This is a genomic window from Bradyrhizobium sp. 23, assembly GCF_023073295.1.
GTDB lineage: Bacteria > Pseudomonadota > Alphaproteobacteria > Rhizobiales > Xanthobacteraceae > Bradyrhizobium > Bradyrhizobium canariense_D.
The window spans coordinates 69,734-90,067 of the sequence record NZ_JADPJF010000106.1 but is presented as its reverse complement, the minus strand read 5'-3'; the positions used below and the strand labels follow the sequence as shown (position 1 = coordinate 90,067).

The following is a 20,334-nucleotide window of genomic DNA, read 5'->3' as shown; positions in this document are numbered from 1 at the left end:
TGAGATAGCCAGCTTGCGACAACTTGTCTCAAATCATCGTCGCGGCCGAACTGCAGGCTCGCCGACAGACGGGAACAAGAACTCGATTCCCGCATCCGAAAAGACGCGACGAAGAATCTCCGTCGTCTCGTCCGACATTGGGGGAGCATCATCGTACTCTTCAAGCCGACGAATGATGGCGGACGAAATCCCCGTTCGCGCGGCCAATTGTTTCACAGACCAATTTAGGATGCCGCGGGCTGCGCGCAGTTGCGCGCCCGTAAGCTGCGATGTTGCCGCGTGTTGAACGGAGAGCTTTTCCTGATGCACGTCAATGGAGAGACCCATCCATTCCTGGATGCTGCCGTCCGCATTGGTGACAGGCACGGCCGTACAATGATACCACCGATATGTATTGTCGGGCTCTCGCAGGCGATGCTCGACGCTGTACCGCCGTCCGGTCTCGACCGAGGCCGTCCAGCTTCTCAAGGCCGCCTCACGCTCGTCTTCGTGAAGAAGATCAGCCCAGCCTTTGCCAAGCAACCGATGCGCCTCTGGTGTCTTCTCGCCATTCGGCAGTGCCGTGATTCGACCGTCGGAACTACCGATCCACAGCAGACCGCCTACCACCTGGGTCAAAGCGCTGTAGCGCTCGGCGTCACTTCGCAGCGTCTGGACCAACCGACGTTGCGCTGTAATGTCGAGAGCGATCCCCAAAATACATTCCGGCTCACCTGCGCTATTCAGTAGCACTTCGGTATGGCAGTTAATCCAGCGCAAAGCGCCATTGGGCCGAATGATGCGAAATTCACCGTCGAGCAACGTCCGATCTATCATCAACTCGCTGGGACCGCGAGTCGGACCGCGATCGTCCGGATGAATCCTTCGTTGGATTTCGGTGTATGACGGCGACACCGCATGCGGATCCAATCCGAGCAGCCTAAAAAAGCCACGCGACCATTGCATCTGGCCGGCTGCATCACAGCGCCAGACACCTGCTCCCAGCTTTTCTTCAATCAAACGAAGCACATCGGATATACCGAGATGTGCCTCCAGCTGCAGCAAATTAACCCCCGTTCTCAAATACAAACATTCAACTCTCAATTGCAGAACAATTCAACACTGATGTTTGAGTGAACCCGGCCATACGGTCGCAGGCCGGTGGAACGTCTCTCCACGGGCAACGCCAACGAGAGAGGGCAACGTCGTGCGGTCCTAGAGACCGCCTACACCTCAACCCGGCCAATCGGCTGCGCGCCATTCGACGAGGCCAATGACCCGAAAATCCCTTCCGGCACTGCTGATTTTCTCGAGCATGGTGGCACTGGTTGTCGCATTCGGATTTCTAGCACAGTAAGACCCGCGGATTGTGTGCGACGTCCTCTTTTCCCCCGATAGCGACTCAAATAGCGGACGTCGTGCACTTCGCATTTGGGCCAAGCGGTAGAGTAGCGCTCTAGATATTTGGAGGGGCCTCTTACCAGGCAGGCCCTGTTGCCGCGAGATGGTCTATGGACGCGAAATCAGCCACACGATTTAAACAGCACGTAGATCGGATCATGGAGAGTTATCCCTGGCGCTCACGCTCGCCCAAGAATCTCCAGTAGCTGAGTTTCTGAGATTGAGGACATCGGTCGGCGATATCATCTCTCGGAATAGACTCCGTGCTTCAGGAAAACATTTACAAAGATTATCCCGGTCTGGATGGCATGAAAGGCTGACTGATAACTTCGGCTTCGGGTCAAAGAACGAACCCGCTCTCGCGGGAGGGCTGGCGGCGCGGTCCGCCGATCACGTCTACCGCTGTAACCGTTTGAACGAGCACAGGTGACGGGCGGGCGCTCCGTCTGCAGGATCGAGGGGTCAAGCACTCCAACCTCAAGACAGGAGCCCCCAATGAGCGAGAAGCCCATCAGCCCGCTGCGCCAACGCATGCTCGACGACATGAACATGCGCAGGTTCGTACCCGATACGCAACGCGAGTACATCCGCGCCGTCAAGAGGCTTAGGGTTTTCCTCAGCCCTCCCCCCGACAGTGCGACGGCGGAAGAGCTGCGCGCGTTCCAGCTGCATCTGACCGAGGCCCTGAGGCGGTGGACGCCGGGTGCGTCGCCTATTTGCGCAAGCCGTTCGCACGGCAAACCTTGCGGGATGCCATTGCGAGAGTACTGGCGTAACAGGCGCGGCGCTCCATCGGGGTAGGTCAATTGGGCGCCCATAACCTCAGCAGACTGAACCGCAGGTTGTTCGGCTAGGTGTGAGGCTAGTGAGAACGGGGCTGTCCGTTTTGATCCTGCGCAAGCCGGAGAGTTGCGGTGCTTGAGCAACGGCCAATGGCGAACTAGACCATGTACTCCGCGAAGTGGACAAGTCCGTTCTGGCTTCAAACCGGAGATGGCCGGCTCGCTAGGGCGCTACGGAACTGCTCAATGTATTCCGCTGGCAGGTCCCTTTGAGATCGCGCGCGTTGCAGCTTCAAGACGGGCCGCGATCTCGCTCATCCGGCGCGCCAGATCTTGGAGCGTTGTTGGCTGTACTGGGCCGGCGCCCCTTGGGGAATTCAGCTCCGTTTGCAGGTGCTCGAACTCTGCCTTGCACCGCTCCAGCTCGGCGAGAAGCATTGCGAGATCATCCATTTGGCCGAATGCGCCTCATTCCGGTGAGCTGGGGCCGTCGTACCAGATCAGGGGCAGGCGCGGCACTTGGGAAATTTACGGGTGGGCCGACCCGCTCTCCGCCGCAGGTCGATGATCCCGAGACACACATCTGGGTAGGAGATCAGCCGGCATTCCTGCTGGGTTGGCGGTTGGCACGTGGGTACTGCGGCTAGTCTGTGTCTGTGGGTGGGCCCGCTGTCCAGGTTAGATCGGAATGGCATCGTGTGGGTTTTCATCGCCGATTTTGACCCCGAAGCTCACGCCGACCTTGATCTCACGTGACCGTAGTTGAACAATTAAATTTTGTGGTGGAGGACATAATGAACAAAGCCATTGTTGCTATCGGGCTTGGGCTTGCCCTGTCGGGCGCAGCATTCGCGCAAGAGAAGTCGGCTAAGGAACAGCTTGTTGGTGCGTGGACGCTAGTCGCTGTTACCAGTGAAATGGACGACGGCCAAATAGGCGAACCCTTCGGTCCTTCCCCAAAGGGTGTGATGATTTTCTCAGTTGATGGCCATTTCTCGCTTTTCCAATCGCGCGCGGAAATTCCAAAGATTGCGGCTAATGACCGAGCCAAGGCGACGCCCGAGGAGGCGCAAAGTATCGTGGCGTCAAGCATTTGCCTATTACGGCACATACTCGGTTGACGAAAATACAAAAGGTATGATGGTCAACCTTGCAGCCAGCACCTCCGCGAATGTCGCCGCCATTCCCAATCAGAAAAGAACGATTACTTTGCTAAACTCAGACGAACTAAAATTCGACAATCCCTGAACTCCAAACGGTATGACGCTGCGAACCACTTGGAAGCGCGTAGCGGCGCCCCAGTCGAATTTGAACGGTGGCAATCGCACGCGACATAACGCCACTCTGTAAAAAACCGGAAAACCAACCGGCTGGTTCTCGTCAGATGGTGTCAGAGCGTTGGGCACCAGACGAAAATCGGCCCCGACCAACACGGGGGCTGGCGGTCGGGGGCCGTCCCTTCCAGTGCGCCACAGGCGGCGGTCGTGGGCACACGCGCTGACGTTCGGGTAGCGACAAACCGGTACACCAACTGGCGCGCGCTCTTTCAGGCCGCAACGTGTGGATTGACAACTGTATAGCCGCGCAACGATCGCGCGTGCATCCTTGTCGCGTGTCCGCCTGAGTTGGCGTCATACGCCATCCAAATGTCGCCTCTGAGATGCTGTTCTAGTACGAAGACGTGCCCACGGCGTGCCGCGACCATTCCGGGCGACGGCGACGTACGCGGAAAGCGTAGCCAGTTGGCTGCGAGGTTTAGTTCAGGCACCACACGACCAAACACGCGCAGCGCTGCGCCACAACCACAGAATGCCGCCGGGCAGCCGGGCGGCCGACCCCCGGCGATCCGGCTCTCAGCAGGGACACTCATCGCCAAGCTGTTGGCTGCGGTTACTACGAGTTGTTTGGGACGATACGCCTGCAGTGAATATTGCGAAATTCGTTCGCCGCGCGTCTGCGCGGACGAGAAGTCACATGGCATGATCACGTTGCATTCGGGCGCGTGGCCGATGCGGTAGGGTCTTGCTTCCGAACAGATCGAGCTGAGGACAACGAAGAGACACGCAGAAAATACTTGCTTGAACATTGCAGGGCTCCAAAATGAGGTCCTGCCCCGAGTACCAAGCAACAAACAACAATTTGGCCGAAAAGCGGCCAAGGTTAACAGCGATCGCGGTCCAATATCGTCAACCCTCACGGCCAGACGTTGCGACGCTATCTGATTAACTCGCAGAGAGAGAGAGAGAGAGAGAGAGAGAGAGCCTTGCACTCGTCCGACTTGTCAAGTCTGCTTCGGGGTGACCACCGGCAACGCTCGGATCGAAGCGATATAATTTCCGCTTCGCGCCCCTGAGCGGCTGCCGGTGTAGATGGAGCCCTAACAAACGGCCCCGACGCATTCCACGTCGGGCCCTTAAGATCGTCGAGCCGGTTACATCCGCCGTGCCCTCTGATGCTTGATGTGTCGATTACCGCCCACGATCTAGTGCAGAGCGTGCACTGCGGCCGCAATAGCAAGGCCGTTTGAACAGTCGTCATAACACGCGCGTCGATGTTAATGCCACGAGGTTCCCGCACCTGGACGGTTGCTTGGGCAACAATTAAAAGTCGAACCGCTCGTTCCTGCGCGCCATGAAGATTTTGGAAGCCACGAGCCGCGGCGAAATGTCAATTCATGATCGTAAGCAGATCCGAACCAACCCGGCGTAGCTCTCGCTTTTTCTCGACCGGTCAGCCCGAGCTCTCACGCACCAGCCGGGCAATTCTGCGAGGACCATCCCACACCTCTACGGCGGGGTACGTATCGAGAAATTTCTCTGCTCGCGTTCTGGCGCCTTCATCCGTCGGACTGTCTTGATAAACCGCCCGAGCAACGCCGGATAAATCGACCACATACGCAACGTACCGCATGGCAGTTCCCAAGTGCCGGAAGCTACAATACGACTCCGCCAACTGTGACGGCCTTCGTTTCATCTTACTTTCGAACCTTTGACGAGCGCCGGCTGGTGATCGAGACTTGCTCTTGGACAACCTGCCGCGCCTCCACCTCGCCTGTTTGGTTTAGGAGGGCAGGAACTCTCTTTCGGACGTTCTCTTGCCAGCCATCGCAGTACTCTAGAACAATTTACGAGGCTCCCAAGATCGACCTATGGCTTAGGAACCAACCGGCGCCTACGGACCCGAATACCCGAATATCCGTTTCGGTTGGAGTTCGTTCCGCAATGGGGACCGGGGCGCCCCTTCCCCGGTGAGCCATGCTTGCGCAGGGGTCGGGGCCGTTCCGCGCGACGCGCGCTGCATTCACAAGATCCTCCTTGCGCGAGGATCTGTAATGGCGCGCCTCGCCCCCGCCGAAAGTGGTTCGCTACAGAGGAGGTGGCGCAGGCTTGGATTGATGAGAACGATCGGGAGGGCGTCGGCTTCGAATACGAGGTGATCGGCGCGCCAGCGTGAACTTCATTGGCAAGCCATGTCGCAGAGCCACCGCGCGGCCGCCCGGCGGATAGGATCGAGAGAACAACCCCTCGCGCGTGGCCCAATTGTGCCGAAACATACAGCCAGCCAGGGCGCGCGCGAAAGCTGCGGCGTGGTCATCCGAGGTTCAGGAAGGAACGTCTAAGGTTGGTCAGCGGGGATGGGCTCCGCCGGAGTAGCATGGATGAAATACAAACTTACACTTGCCGCAATAACCGTTCTCGGTGGGGCGGCATTCTCAATTGCAACGGCATCGGCAATGCCCGTTGCTCCGTTGGGACAATCAAACATCGCGAACGTTGAGACGGTAGCTCTGGTTTGCGGCCGGCACGGATGCGTCCGAACCCGCCCGGTCTATCGTCCTGCCTATCGCCGCGGCGTAGTCGTCGTTCGTCGGCCTTATGCCCATCGGTACTATCGGCGCTACTGATCAGAGGTTTCGTTCACGTAAACTGGCGTACCCTACTTGTAAAAAGGCCGCCAACTGAGGCGGCCTTTGGTTCTTTGCTCAACCGTTTTAGTGAGGAGAGAGGACAGCGGCCACGTTAAACGCCAGTGGAACCAGAGCGCATGCGCCAGCTGAGAGCAGTCCCTATGTCACCGGCCTCCTTCGCGCATGCATTCCTGTGGGAGAAGTGGTAGCCAACTGCTGAGGTCCGACATTTTCTGGCGTTATTTGGACGTCATCCAACAACTTCGCGAGTTCGTTTCGGAGATTTATGTTCATAGCAATTGCTCCGAGGCAGTTTCGCTGAAGAAGCGCGAAAGACGCAAACTGCCGGCGATTGGAATAACACAGAAGAGCCGTGTACGGTTGCGATCCACTGCGAGCGAGGCTGGATAACGCGCGGAGCTTCTTAGGCGGCTCGCGGCATCTCGCCCCACGAGCTGCCCGTGGCCCGTTCAATGTCCTGCTCGTCTCTATAATCAGGCGAAGAGATTCACGCCACTGAACCGCCTGCACGCCAGGCCAGGTTGACGCTGCTTCGCAAAGCGTCGAGCTCTAGAACGGCTCGCCGGTTCTCGTGAATGCGCTGCAGCGGACCATCTGCTTGTTGCACTGCTTCCACTCTTCGCCATGCAACACATTCAAATCGGTATCAGATCACCTCTCTACACATGAATCCCGATGTGCCGGAACGCGCCTTACGAGTTTGCATTGTTTGTCAGTCTGGTGATTTGTAGTGAGGTCGATCATGCGTCCGCTTTCTGGAATGATCGTGATTGCAGCGGTCTCAATCTGGACGGGGCTTCACGCCGCCCCAGCCGTTGGGCAAACATTCAATGATAGATGGTCCATCGTGCCAGACGCTCACGCCGAGCCCGCTCCTGAAGGACTCGATAAGACAAAGAAGGAGGAGCCGCAAGCGCAACGCCCGAGCGGACAAGAGCCCCTGAAAGATCGTTCAGGCGCTCAATCTTTCAATCGAGTTATTTCCGGAAAAGCCTCCTACTATTCGTATTCCAAAGGCAAGACAGCGAGCGGTTCATCGTTTGATCGGAATCTACTAACCGCGGCGCATCGCCGTCTGCCGTTCGGCACGAGAGTCCGCGTCATTGATCTTGAGACGAACAAGTCGGTGGTGGTTCGTATCACCGACCGCGGACCATGGGTCCGTGGCCGCGTCCTCGACCTCTCGCTGGCGGCTGCGCGCAGCTTGGGGATTACGAATCGTGGCGTGGCTCAGGTTCGTGCTGAGGTGTTGTAGCGGACGACCATGCCCTGCGAAAACACGCGACCGCCGCCCACGCGCCCTTACGTCAATAGTCCGCCTTTTGGCCTGAAACGAATCTGCCGTGTCTCTAAAGAACCCTGACGCTATCGCGGCCCTCGTATCCGTCCTCAGGCTCGTCCACGGAGACGAAGTCGCGCGAACCATGCTCCTGGAGGGTATGAGCCTCGCCACGCTGACGGACACGATGTTCTCCGCGCCGATAGCACATCGCGATGCCGTTCGATACGTCGCGAGTGCCTTAGATGACTTCGCCATTACACCAGAACTTGGCTCCGTCTGGCATCTTCGTTACCTGTATGATGATCAACCCGGCTCATTTCGCGTCGTCGATATGGAGATAGCCACGCCGGCCGGTACGCTGTCCAGCAACGACCTTTGGCTTCGGCTGCCCGTCTAACTTGCAATGCGGACCGTGCTTCGACGATTAGCCGGAGCCCCCTGCCCTACGTGCCGGCCTTGTAGGTCTGGATCGTGCCGGCCGTTATCTCACAGCATGAGAGGGCGCGGCTGCAGCTCATCGATGCCTTTCCCGGCAGGGCTGCGTCTTTACATGCCATCGCCTGAGCCCGGTTGGCCGCGATGATCCAACTGCTCCCGCGCCCGTTCACGTAGGCGAAATTGCGAGATCGGTGACGCCCAGCGAGCTCTGAAATCTTGATCTAACTTGCATCCTGCGTGCAGGCTGGCAGCTCTCTTAAATCCGCGGGGGATCGACCTTCCGAGCACGAACGCGACGAAGAGCGACTGCAAGGAAGATTTTAGAAGCTACAATCGAAACCGGCGTGTGCAGAAAGTATTCGCAGTTGAGCGGCACGAGGCGTGCCAAAGGACACTATGCCCGTCGAAGTCGGAAGAGCCCAGCAGGACAAAGAAGTTCAAATCCTTGCAGGCGGATGTCCACAGTGGCATCACGTATCGCCATTTAGCCGAGTTACCGTAGTTCCTTACTGTAGCTTATTTCTAGAGCCGTCCACGGTTTGCGAAAAATGAACGTCTTCGCGAAAGCTTAGCGCCCAGAGTTCGGAGGAGTGGATATCCTCGGCGCGGCGAGAACCAGGGACCAGTAGCTCGCCCCCTTCCGCGAAAGCGCTCTGCGTTTTTTCCGCGCGGAGCTTGTCACTTCTACGGTTCGAGCCACGTTGACACATTAGATCGCGGGAGCCGCTAGGCTCAGTCGCGCTTGACCCGAAGTGAGGTGTGGGGCTCCCGGCTGACGGTTAGCCTCACAAGCCACCTGCGGAATCCTCCGCGAAAAGTGTGGAGAGGTAGTCTGGAGCGGCCGGATTATGGGCGCGATGATGATGCGCAAGGAGCCCGCGAGCGCGCCCAGGAGGCCGTTCGAGAAGCCGACGGGCGGAGGCGGAAGCCTGGTCCGTCCGCATGGAATGCTACGGGGGCCCTGCGCAGCCCTGCCCGACGATCGATCAATGCTTAGTGGCGGACTCGCCTGGCTGGAGGTTGAGTGCGCCCGCTGCAAGACACGCGAGCCTGCCATTCGACATCATACATCGGCATAAGCACACGCCGCTCTGGAGTTTAGGCGCTTTTTCCTGCCTCGATCAGCCTCGAACTTTCGGCGATCGGACTCATTTGCCGACGGCGCCTTCGCGCGCAGCGCTGGGCCCGAGCGCACAGGCTAAAACTGTGCTAAACAACGAAAGTCAGCACCATCGTCAAGGGTTCACATGGAGCACCAAATGGCTTCCACGCGGGACGACAGCGTCGCGGAACGGCAGATCGCGGAGGAGCTTTCGCACCTGACGCGCAAGGCGGAAGACGGTGCCTCGGTCCAGCCGACCATGGAGACGTCTCGCGCACCGGCAACGAACCATCAACCGACGAAACAGCCCCACGTGGCCTTCGTCTGCTCTCTGTTGGCTGTGTCCTTTGCTGCTTGGTGGTGGTGGTCGTCCTCCGCACAACCGGCGATGAGGGCCCCTTCGGACCCTGCACCCCTGACGCGGGGCCCCCGAGATGCTGCGGCGCCGAAAGACGCGGCGCCGTCTGCAATCGCCCTGGTTTCCGACTTGACGCAGCAGCTGCAGTCGATGACGCGCGATCTCGCTGCCTTGAGGCAAGCAGTCGAACAGCTTAACGTGACGCAAGAGAAATTGGTCCACGACAATGAAAATGTGGCGCGCCAACTCAAGACAGGCCAGGAAGAACTCGCACGTAACAGCCGTGTCATCGACGATGTCAAAGGGATCCAGATCCAGATGGCCCGCGAAAGTCAAACGCTCACCGATCGCCTCAACGCAAACCAGGAGCAACTCGCCCGCGCCACGGCGAACGCCTCAGCACCAAAGGAGATGATGCCTGAAGGTACGAACGCAATCCCAGAAAAGCCACAGGTCATGCAGGAAGTACCATTGCCGCGTCCACGGCAGTCGGCCAATGTTGCCCAGGCGCCAAAGCCGGCGCCAATTGCCAGACCGCAAGCTATAAAACCGCAACCGTCGTTATCGTGGCCATGGTCGCGCTAAGCCGCGACCGACCTGCTCCTGCGGCCGAAACTAAAGCTATGGAGACGGGCGCCGTTGACTGCGGCTCCTATTCAGACTTTCGGATCTGGCCCGCTGTCGCCCCGCGGTCCCTTTCGCTACGTAATCGCCCTCCCGTAGACCTTGTAAACCCGCGAAATCATCAGGATGATCGGCGAGTCGTAGCATCGCTCGCGAGGCCTTCATGCGAAAATGCGAAGTCGCCGTGCTGGGTCTAGGACTCATGGGCGGAGCAGCGCTCAACTCATTGTTGGATGCCGGCGTCGATGCGCTCGGCTTCGACCCTGTCGGACCCGGTTCGGATCGAGGCTCGTCACATGGTTCATGTCGAATTTTCCGTCGCTTCAATTTCGAAAACCCCAACTACACCAGCCTGAGCGACGAGGCTCATGCCGGTTGGATCCGGCTGCAGGCCGAAAGCCGTCAAACGGTTCTGACGGAAACCCCTGTTTTGGAGGCAGGCCTCCCCGGCTCTGCGATGGTGGCGTCGTCACGCGCGGCCGCGATCGCGAAAGGGCGCCCTGATCCGATGTTGACCGCGACCGTAGCGAACAAGGAATTTCCGGCTTTCGCCCTGCCCGACGACTGGGACGTCGTAGTACAAGACGGTGGCGCGATACTGCGGACCGGTGTCGTCATGAGACTGATGCGCTCACGCGCCGGCAACCGTGTGATTCCGGAACGCGCGAGCTTCACGCCGCACCACGACGGCGTATCGATCCGCACGGTGACCGAAGAGTTCTTCGCCGAGCGCGCGATTCTGGCGCTGGGTCCATGGCTCGGTCGCGCACTCCCGACACTGGGCGCGCTGCTCAACGTGACCCGACAGGCGGTCGGCTGGTTCAAGCCGACCCGCCCTGACACTGTGGCGCTCGGTCGTTTCCCGATCTTCATTCTGGACCGAGGTCCGAACGACGTGGTCTACGGCTTTCCGGACTTCGAACAGCGCGGCGTCAAAGCGGCGCCTCACAACCACGGGCCCGTGGTCGGCCCCGACGACTGGGGTCCGCAGGCCACCGAGGCCGAACTCCGCCCGGTCGGCGATGCGTTGGCGGCCCTTGTCCCGGGCGCGGCCGGGCCAATCATCGATCGAGACGTCTGCCTCTACACCAACACCGTGCCCGCCGACCGCCTGCCCGATGCGGGCGAGGAATTCATCATCGATCGCTGGCCGGATTCCCGCCTAATCGTCTGCTCCGCGTGTTCAGGCCACGGTGCGAAGTTCGCGCCTGCCATCGGGCAAAGGCTTGCCCGACTGGCCACCGATCCGTCCTACGAAGCGGAGTCCTTCTTTCAGCTTTCCCGATATTCTCAATTCGCCTGAGCGGATATCGCGGCGTGGCCGGATCGGCTACGTTACCCTAGCGGTGTCACTGGCCGATATGTTCTGCGCCGGCGAGCTTCGGCGCGGGACCTCCGAATTCGCGCGCGAAGACTATTGAAGCGCGAATTGAGCCTTGAGCCGTGGTGTGAATCGGCGTGGCCCGAGGCTGATCGGCACGATAAGTCTCTGATTCACATCACATTGGAGGGGGCATGCTTCGATGCCGATTCACATCCCGGCCTTCCGCCGACCTGCACGCTCGTCGGCCGGACGTGCCGCGGTGGTCTCGCAGCGGCGAGCAAATCCTGTAGCTTGTAACCGTAGTTAGTCACGTCAACCGCGCCTCACCCCACCGAAAATTTTAGAATCCTCAACGCCTTGGTCATTCCCGTTTGGAGGAGCGGTGATCCTCGGGTAGGCGGGATACGTACTCGTCCACATTCCGGACCAGCGGAGCACTGATAAGGTTTTGCGTATTACCTTATCAGTTGGCCAGCTGACTCCGCTTCGTATGAAAGCTTATCAGTCGATCAACTGACCCCGTTTTGACTCGAAAGCTGATGAGTTCGCCATCTGGCTCTGTTTCGTACGTCTGCTTATCGGTTTTGTAGGAAGCAGAACCGTTTAGCATTTTTCGGGTATCGCTCGCTGGGGGAAAAATCAATAAAAAAACTGCTCGACTGCTGCAGCTCAGGTTCTCTCGGTAGGGGAGAGATGGCATTCTCCGACGGGCACGCGTTGAGGACGGACTACGGTACGCCGTAGCGCGCGAATTCCTCGGCGATGTCGCCCCGGACAGCTTTCGCGGCCGCGACATCGGCTTCTCCCGAAGCCGTCTCGCCGCGGCGGATCTTTGCCCGGCCGCGACCGTACAGCGCGGCGGCGAGCGTGGGGTCGATGCGTAGCGCGGCGTCGTAGTCGGCGATGGCCGCATCGGTCCGTCCAGCCTTGAGGTGGGCGAGCGCGCGGGAATCGTAGGTCGCAGCCGTATGCGCGCCCGACCCGATCGCCTTGTCGCAGGCTTCCACCGCGCCTTGCGGGTCGCCCGTGCTCGCCCGGATCCAGCAAAGGCCGCTCCAAGCCACTTCCATGTCGGCGTTCAGACGAGTCGCGGCGGTGTAGTCGCTTTCGGCGCGTACGAGATCGCCCTTCTTCAGCCAGGCCTGGGCGCGGTTGACGAAGGCGCCGGGGTATGCCGGCTGGAGGGCGATGGCTCGGTCGAAATCCTCCATCGCGGCGTCGTAGTCGCCTGTCCTCAGTCTCGCCGCGCCGCGGTTGTTGACGGGCTTGGCGAAGGTCGGATCGATGCCTATGGCCGCCTCGAAGTCGGCGACAGCGCGGTCGTAGTCGACCTTCGCTGCGTAGGCGATGCCGCGGTTGTTGTGGGCGATGGCCAAGGCCTGTGGCCCGCCACGGCCGGCTGCGATGAAGGCAGAGCAGGCCTCGATCCTCCGGTCGGGGGACGAAGCGGCGTTGCAGAGCTCGACGTTCCGGAATTGACCTTCCGGCTTCTGCGCCGACGCGGGGGCGGCCAGCAGCAGGATCATAACTGGCGCCGTCCCGAAGACCTTCAGCATCCCCGGCAGATGCCGAGAGCGCGGTCGGCCCTCCGCTGCCGGGGAGGCGCAACGGTCGGACCGGCCTTCCGCTTCATGACCGCATCCTTGCCCTCCTCGATCAGGGTGGCGAACTTGACCGTGCCGTCGTCCGAAATCTCGATGTGGGGCGTGGTGCCCCGGATCCCCAACGTCGCCACCGGCGTGTCCACCTTCATGCTCCCGGTCTTGGCGACGCTGCCGGCGACGAAGGTGAAGGTGCCTCTGGTCAGGCTGATCAGGGTTGAATTGTCCTTGCCGTCCGGATCGTAGACGAACTCGCTCATTTCCATGCTGGCGTTACTCGACAGGCTGAAGGAGCTGCCGTCGGCGAAATTGATACCGAGGCGCCCGTCGGCGCCCGTCCTGACGACGTCGCCCCGATAGACTGGATCGCCGACCTTCGCGCTGGCCCCGTTCTCGGACAGTCTCGCCTGCACAACCGCGGCATCGATATGCTCGATCACTGCCTTGCCAGCGACGGTCACGACCTTGCCGATTGGCTTGACGTCCTGCGCCCGAAGCGGCGCAGGCGGATACGCCACTGCAACGAGCAAAAGGCAGAGAAGTCCTGCGACCGTCCTTAGTCCGTGCATGCGTCGCTCCCGTCCGTGAAGTGCCCGCTTCGGCGGAATGATGCCAGAGCGCGCCCGGCGCACCATACCGCATGTTGCGACCGCCACTCTTTAGTCGCAACGGACGATGGTCCCGACCGCTCAGCGCCAACAAAAGAGCGCATTTGCGCGCACTCAGTCAACATTTCGTGAAGGGGTCTCGGGATGACAAAGCGTAGTCTGATGCGCAAAACCGGACACCTCGGCGGGTGGACTCACACGCGATCCATGGGTCCGGCCGCTTCGGCGGAAGCGGGCAGCATGCGAGGCGTTCAAGATGTCGCTCGCACGTGTCTTCACCGGTCTTTGGCCGGCGCAGAACCAACGCAGTCCGTCGTCCGTCCGCGGCGGGCGCGCTGTAGAGTCGGCGGTTGTCGCGAGACTCGGATGGGCCGGAGCGCTGTCTTTCGTCCCGTTGATCCTGACGGCGCTGAAAGAAGCGTGGGCCGCCGATCCCGATCTCGCGTTGTTCGACGATGCCTCCATCACCTACAAGGGCTTCGAGCATGGCACCTTCGAACTCATCACGAAGGAGGCGGTGCCGCGCCACATCATCGTGGACGATCCCGGGCAGACGGTCATCCTCAGCAAGACCGGATCGTCCGTCAGCTTCGCGCAGGTCGCCAACAACGCTTCGCGGATGGAGGACCTGCAGAGCCGGCAGCAGGACGTGCTCGACAACTACTCGAAGGACCATGGGCCGTCCGGATCCGGCACGCCTCCGGGCGAAGCGGTCGATCAGACGCTGCAGCCGATCGATTTCCACGCGCCGGACGGGCCCAATCCACAACATGCCCTTCCCGGGCTGGTGGTGCCGGCCAGCTTCGTGCCGGATGGGCCGTTGATCCATTCGCCACCGACACTGACGCTCGGGTCGGGCCCCGTCGAGATCGACACAGTCGCGTTCGATGAGTTCTCGGCGAGCAGCGGCAGCTTCTCGGCCACGAGCTTCGGCTCCGGCACGACCCCGACCTTCGGCATCGCGGGCGGCGCGATCGGCGCTTTCACCGTCGCGGGCGCAAGCTACGACGTCGAGAAGGCCGGCTCCTTCGGAATCCTGTACTTGAACAGCGGGACCGGCGCCTACGCCTACGTACCGAACAACGACGCTATCAACGCGTTGAAGGCGCCGAACGCCGACAGCTTCACGATCACGGCGTCCGACGACTTTGCCTCGGCAAGCCAAACCTTCACGATCGACATCGCCGGCACCGATGACGCGGCAGCGATAAGCGGCGAGACCGGCGGATCCGTCGCCACGATCGCCATGACTGCCGCCGCAATCGCGGCGGCGGCCATGGCGCACCACGTCCCAACCGCGACCGGCAAACTCGCCGACACCGATGTCGACGATCCGGCCAACACGTTTACGGCGGTGAGTTCTCCGCATGCCAGCGACAAAGGCTATGGCAGCTTTACGATGACGTCCGACGGGCACTGGACCTATGCGCTGGATTCCGCCAGCGCCGCGGTGCTGGCGCTAACGGCGGGCCAGACCCTGACAGACACCTTCACCGTGACCACCATCGGCGGCACGCCGCAGGTCGTCACGATGACCATCCAAGGCGCCGACGATCCGGCCGTCATCTCCGGGGACACGCATGGTCGCGTGGTCGAAGCAGGCGGAGCCGACAATTCCGCGCAGGGCGTCCCAACCGCGTGCGGCCTTTTGACCGCCACCGACGTCGACGGCCCGTCGAACGCGTTCGATCCCGTCAAATGTCCGGAGCCGAGCGACCACGGTTACGGCAGCTTCACCATGACCGCGGATGGGCACTGGACCTTCGCGCTCGACAACGGCAACTGCGCGGTGCAGGCGCTGAACGCAGGTCAATCGCTGACTGACGATTTCACCGTGAGGGCCGCGGACGGTACGGCACAGACGGTGACGGTCACCATCGAGGGCGCCAACGACGCCGCGGTCGTCTGCGGCGATATTTGCGGACGCGTGACCGAGCCAAGCAATTCCTGCGAACCCCCGCCAAGCGCCAGCGGCACCTTGTCCGAGCGGGACGTCGACAATCCCGACGACACCTTCACGGCCACGACATGTCCGCAGGCGAGCGACCACGGCTACGGCAGTTTCACGATGACGACCTGCGGCACGTGGACATATGTCCTCAACCCCGACAATCCCGCGGTCCAGGCCTTGAGGTCTTGTGACGCGCTGACCGACACCTTCACCGTGACCACGATCGACGGCACGCCGCAGATCGTGACCGTGGTCATTCAGGGCGCCGACGACCAAGGCTTTGACAACCGGGCCGAGCCCGCGTTCCATTTCGAGGCGGGTGCGGAACAGCAGCATGCCAGCTCGACGCCCCCGGCGGTCACTTCCTCGGTACCCGTCGCCGCGCTCAATCCGGAGTACGATTCCGCCGCGGCCGCATGGCCCCATCCGGCCGATGAGGCGCCGGAGGGTTGGCGTTTCGACGGGGAGGCTGCTGGCAAGGGCGGACAGCTACCCTTCCAACACGATCTGATCCTCTGAGAGCCGCCGACGCCTTCGTCGCGTCCGGCTGATTGGCGTTTTCCGGGGCGCTCCCATGGCTGCGCCGATCACATTCATGGACCCGCACCGCCATCAGCTGCACGGCCATCAAGAAGCTGCACGGCCATCAAGAGCCATGAAGGGGCGCTACTTCATTTCCGCTCCGAGGCACGATAATAATGAGTCATTGTAACCTCCAAAATCATACTCGGAAAGGCGACAGGAGCAGCACTTGCAGGATTCGCGATGTCCGCTTCGGGTCAATCGCGTCGGTCGGCCGTTCGGTTGACCACTTCTCGTCGGCCCGACAGCAGACATTCGCATCAGGCCGCCGCTCCGAAAAAAGGTCCAGCCGACCACGGCTCGATCGCGGATAGCTGTCCGCTTTGGGTCGCCAGAAGGAAAGCGTCCCGACTAAAGCGTTACGACACCCCGAACCAACTTCGCTTTAAACCTTTGATTACCGACGGTGAGAATTGGCAGATTGCAGAGTAAAAGCCCCAAAAGGTTTACGTCACTTTGCCGCCTCGAGGCCCCTTGATATTTTCGAGCTACTTGGAACTTATCCTTTCGGAGGTTGTTTACTGCTGTTGTCTAAGTGGGGGAAACAATGAAAGCGTCGGTAGTCTCGACGGATTCGAGCGATAGCTCGACTGCAGGCGAATTTCTGGCCACCGAAATACGAAGATCCCTAAGCACACCGCCTGCTGCCTTGGTGTTATTTGCAGCTCCTCAGCATGACCACGGAGCGATACTTTCTGCCATAAAAAAGGAGCTGCCCGATACCATCGTTGTTGGAGCTTCATCTGCCGGCGAGTTTACGAATGTGAGCAGTGGTCAAGGCTTGGCGTGTGCACTGGGGTTGGTGGGCGACGATGTGGTCTTCTCACATAGTGTTGGACGTAACCTCGCGATGGATGCCACTGCGGCAGCCCAGGAGATAGTTTCGAGGTTTACACCAACACCGCCCGGACGATTTCCGTTTCGGGCTGCTCTCGTTCTAGCTGATGCTCTAGCTGGGCATGCTGATATTTTAGTAGATCAGTTGACGTTAGCTACAGCCGGTCAGTATCAGTTTTTTGGTGGAGGAGCGGGGGACAACGCTCAATTTCAAAAGACCACTGTATTTTGTGGAGAAGAAGTTTTGTCCGACGCCGCGGTGGCATTGGAGATTCTCTCCTCGAAGCCGATCGGCGTGGGTGTTAGTCACGGCTGGAAACCTGCGTCCCGAGCCTATCGCGTCACGGCGAGCGACGGCATGAAAGTGATAAGCCTTGATGGGTTTCCAGCGATCGAAGCATTCGTAGAACACGCGGAAGAGACTCATCAGAACTTGGATCGGAAAGAACCGTTACCATTCTTCCTGCACAATATTATTGGGGTTGATAGCGGAGCTGAACATCGCTTGCGTGTTCCTCTGGCTGTGGATGAGGAAGGCGCAGTTGTGTGCGCCGCTGAGGTCCCCGTTGGTTCAGTTGTAAGAATTATGAAGACTAGCACGGCATCCGCAGTTTCTGCCGCGAAGCAGGCTGCAAATGCTGCTTTGGATGCATTAGGCGGCCCCCCAGCGGCGGCCCTTTTCTTTGATTGCGTCGCTACTCGCCTCCGTATGGGAGACGAGTTCGGGTTGGAACTCTCAAGCCTGCAAGAACGATTTTCGGAAGTGCCGTTGACGGGGTGTAACACCCACGGTCAAATCGCCCGAGCGGAGGGGCAGTTCAGTGGCTTTCACAACTGCACTGCAGTCGTTTGCGTATTTCCCGAGTAGGTCACTTGAAGGATGACGGGGCTCATCTTTTAAGTGGTTTTGCCAACGCCAACGGGAGGCGAGAAGCTGCCGCGCGATTAGCCAAGTTTATGGGAGGCGATGCTTTCCTCATTTTCTTGAAGGATGAAGAAACGGGGAGTTTTACGCCAGCTCAGGGATTTGACCAGCGCCTGCCTGGCGGCCCGTCTTGGCGAGCGTTTTTGAAGCAAGCATCAAGCTGCTGTGAGTTCTTCGGAGAGGTAGCATTTCCCGACGCTAACACGCTCGTTCCCGCGGTCGCTCGTTCGACCCCTGCGGCAATCCTGGTATTTGTCGGCAGGAACTTGTCTATCCCTTGGAATGATATCGAATCGAGCCTTCCGCTTTTAATTGAACTACTAAAGACTGAAGCGCGGGTTCATATGGCCCTAGCGCGCGCAAGTTCTGCCACGGAGGCGGCTACTCACGCAACGCATCTTGCGAGAGCACTCGATGGTGCGCGTAAAGATGTGTCCGCTACGTCCTTAAAGCTACAGCAACTCAATGCGACGCTGGAACAGCGTGTAGCGGAAGAAATCGCGCGTCGAACGGAGGCCGAAGCAGCGCTGCGCCAAGCTCAAAAGCTTGAGGCCATCGGTCAGCTTACCGGCGGTGTTGCACACGACTTTAACAACCTGCTTACGGTGATCATGGGTGGTCTTGATACGATCGGACGGCAGATCGCAAGCATGTCCGATGCGCCACAGTTTGGGCGCATCATGCGAGCGCAGGCGATGGCGCATCATGCATCCCAGCGCGCGGCCACACTCACCGCCCGCTTGCTAGCTTTTTCACGTCGCCAACCGCTGGATCCAAAGTCCATTGATGTAGATCGCTTGCTCGGGGGAATGAGCGAACTGCTCAAGAGCACTTTAGGAGAGCAAATCAGGATCGAGATAGTTGGCAATGCCGGTTTGTGGAGCGCCTTTGCTGACGCATCGGAACTAGAACATGGCATCCTCAATCTGGCGGTTAACGCGCGGGATGCAATGCCCGGCGGCGGACGACTTACAATCGAGACCGGCAACACCTGGCTGGATGATGAGTATGTTGCCGCGCTCCCAGAACCCGTGCCTCCCGGCCAATACGTTTTGGTTGCTGTCACCGACACTGGAACCGGAATGGATAAGGCAACCCTGGATCGCGTGTTCGAGCCGTTCTTCACGACTAAGGAGGTCGGCAAAGGAACTGGGCTGGGGCTAAGTCAAGTTTACGGGTTCGTGCGACAGACGGGTGGCCACATTAGGATTTATAGCGAACCGGGGCATGGCACGACGGTCAAACTCTATCTTCCTCGGTCCAAGACTGAACCCGACAAGCAGGAAGATCGCAGTATTCCGACAGCAACAATGTTACGGGGGAATGAGGCCATCCTCGTTGTGGAAGATCATGACGATTTGCGCGCGTATTCATCCGGTGTGCTCCGCGATCTCGGATATCAAGTTTTCGAAGCAGCCGACGCGGCATCAGCGATTGCTTTCCTTGAATCATCTCGCACCATCGATCTTCTCTTCACCGACGTCGTGCTCCCGGATGGCCTTCACGGACGTAACATCGCAGATCGGGCTAGAAGGTTGCATCCAATGATCAAGGTGCTGTTCACGACGGGCTACACACGGAATGCGATAGTCCACAACGGTCGACTTGATGCGGGGGTCAACTTGTTGAGCAAGCCATTTACCTTTCGCGGTCTGGCGGAGAAAGTACGAAGAATTCTTGACGAACAAACATGACTGAAATCGGATCGAGGCTATTCATTTGCCGGCCTTCGGATGGGTGCCGTCCTTCTCCTCCCGAAGTTGATCGTTTTCCAGATGCCGGGATGCTCAAATCCTCTGCGGAATCGCGAGACATAAATATTCGCCATCATTCGTCCAATAATTTCGGGGTTGCATGCGCAACGACTTACGCGAGACGTATCTGTTTGAAGCCAGGCCAGTTCTGAAATGGCGCTTGCATTTTCAGTGCGAGTCTAATCCGCTGAACCGCAGCCTCCCCTTCACGGTTTCATCGGAAGCAGCCGTTATCGGCCGGCCGGGCAAGCCTTCCGGAATGGATAGGACACTGCCATCTGATTCCCCGCGCTGCCCATCAACGTCCTTCGCCACTGCGATCTCAAGTCGGTCGCAGAAAGTTGCGCGGGTGCGTCGGCTCTTCTTGACTTCGCAACCGTAGCCTACTCAACTGAGAGCAGTGATGTTGCGAGGTGCGTCATGGAGCAGGAATTCTACCAGGGTCTCGCGCAGCGGGTCCGCGCCATCGCCCCGAAGGCCGATCCGTTCACCCGCCGTCGGTTGCTGGATCTCGCCAAGCGATACGATGCGAAGGGCAAGCCGGCGTCCCGGTCCGGAGCAAGCGAGCGGCCGCTCCCGGGGCCGCGCACAACGCCACCGCCATCGATCTTCTCCGGACCGGGCGAGGCCTGAGGCACCGGCGCCAGCAGCCACCTCAAAGGCCGTTTGTGATGAGATCACTCTCACCCGCTCCACGAACTCGGCCGGGAATCAAGAGTGCCAGCAGTGCCCCTCGAAGAAATCGAAAATGAGAATTGAGAATATGCTGAAAGCAGCACTCTCCAGGAACGCCGGGGGAGAGGGTGCGATGCCGGAGGCACAGAGCGGAATCAGCCGGCGGATTCGCATTTGAAGCAG

Annotated in this window: 14 protein-coding genes; 10 read left to right on the top strand and 4 right to left on the bottom strand. The window is 59.8% G+C overall.

What is annotated here, in order from left to right:
- Positions 1-33: 33 nt before the first annotated feature.
- A complete protein-coding gene (locus IVB32_RS27555; protein ID WP_039801407.1) occupies positions 34-1,044 on the bottom strand; it encodes a PAS domain-containing protein in 1,011 nt (336 codons plus the stop codon).
- Positions 1,045-1,875: 831 nt separating this feature from the next.
- Here IVB32_RS27555 and IVB32_RS27550 point away from each other — a divergent pair.
- On the top strand, positions 1,876-2,181 hold the full coding sequence (locus IVB32_RS27550) for a phage integrase N-terminal SAM-like domain-containing protein (protein ID WP_018460443.1): 306 nt from the start codon (positions 1,876-1,878) through the stop codon (positions 2,179-2,181).
- A 775-nt stretch (positions 2,182-2,956) separates the two neighbouring features.
- The gene (locus IVB32_RS27545) at positions 2,957-3,283 is read left to right on the top strand and encodes a lipocalin-like domain-containing protein (RefSeq protein WP_157643159.1); all 327 of its coding nucleotides are present in this window, start codon (positions 2,957-2,959) and stop codon (positions 3,281-3,283) included.
- Between the two features lie 425 nt (positions 3,284-3,708).
- Here IVB32_RS27545 and IVB32_RS27540 read toward each other — a convergent pair whose 3' ends face one another.
- A complete protein-coding gene (locus IVB32_RS27540; RefSeq protein ID WP_198293420.1) occupies positions 3,709-4,248 on the bottom strand; it encodes a hypothetical protein in 540 nt (179 codons plus the stop codon).
- 2,584 nt (positions 4,249-6,832) lie between these two features.
- Here IVB32_RS27540 and IVB32_RS27535 point away from each other — a divergent pair.
- From IVB32_RS27535 to IVB32_RS27515, 4 genes are all read left to right on the top strand, one after another.
- Complete coding sequence (locus IVB32_RS27535; RefSeq protein ID WP_083926609.1) at positions 6,833-7,345, top strand: septal ring lytic transglycosylase RlpA family protein; 513 nt, start codon at positions 6,833-6,835, stop codon at positions 7,343-7,345.
- A gap of 184 nt (positions 7,346-7,529) precedes the next feature.
- Positions 7,530-7,769, top strand: coding sequence for a hypothetical protein (locus IVB32_RS27530; RefSeq protein ID WP_143274137.1), 240 nt, complete (start codon positions 7,530-7,532; stop codon positions 7,767-7,769).
- Between the two features lie 1,300 nt (positions 7,770-9,069).
- Entirely contained in the window at positions 9,070-9,855 is a 786-nt protein-coding gene (locus IVB32_RS27520) for a hypothetical protein (RefSeq protein WP_026234034.1), read from the top strand.
- Positions 9,856-10,057: 202 nt separating this feature from the next.
- Positions 10,058-11,197, top strand: coding sequence for an FAD-dependent oxidoreductase (locus tag IVB32_RS27515; RefSeq protein ID WP_083926610.1), 1,140 nt, complete (start codon positions 10,058-10,060; stop codon positions 11,195-11,197).
- Positions 11,198-11,946: 749 nt separating this feature from the next.
- On the opposite strand, the gene IVB32_RS27510 is transcribed toward IVB32_RS27515, so the two are convergent.
- Together IVB32_RS27510 and IVB32_RS27505 are read right to left on the bottom strand one after the other, a co-directional pair.
- Positions 11,947-12,744, bottom strand: coding sequence for a tetratricopeptide repeat protein (locus IVB32_RS27510; protein ID WP_245288580.1), 798 nt, complete (start codon positions 12,742-12,744; stop codon positions 11,947-11,949).
- A 23-nt stretch (positions 12,745-12,767) separates the two neighbouring features.
- Complete coding sequence (locus tag IVB32_RS27505) at positions 12,768-13,388, bottom strand: FecR family protein (RefSeq protein WP_026234035.1); 621 nt, start codon at positions 13,386-13,388, stop codon at positions 12,768-12,770.
- A 295-nt stretch (positions 13,389-13,683) separates the two neighbouring features.
- Here IVB32_RS27505 and IVB32_RS27500 point away from each other — a divergent pair, with 295 nt between their 5' ends.
- From IVB32_RS27500 to IVB32_RS27485, 4 genes are all read left to right on the top strand, one after another.
- Positions 13,684-15,897 (top strand): VCBS domain-containing protein, encoded by a 2,214-nt coding sequence (locus IVB32_RS27500; protein ID WP_247299817.1) that lies wholly within the window; start codon positions 13,684-13,686, stop codon positions 15,895-15,897.
- 610 nt (positions 15,898-16,507) lie between these two features.
- Positions 16,508-17,665, top strand: coding sequence for an FIST N-terminal domain-containing protein (locus IVB32_RS27495; protein ID WP_247299815.1), 1,158 nt, complete (start codon positions 16,508-16,510; stop codon positions 17,663-17,665).
- Between the two features lie 5 nt (positions 17,666-17,670).
- Positions 17,671-19,416, top strand: a complete 1,746-nt coding sequence (locus IVB32_RS27490; protein WP_231190465.1) for an ATP-binding protein — start codon at positions 17,671-17,673, stop codon at positions 19,414-19,416.
- A gap of 480 nt (positions 19,417-19,896) precedes the next feature.
- Positions 19,897-20,109 carry a hypothetical protein gene (locus tag IVB32_RS27485; protein WP_204512002.1) on the top strand — a complete coding sequence of 71 codons (213 nt, stop codon included), beginning with the start codon at positions 19,897-19,899 and terminating at the stop codon, positions 20,107-20,109.
- The last annotated feature ends 225 nt before the right edge of the window (positions 20,110-20,334 follow it).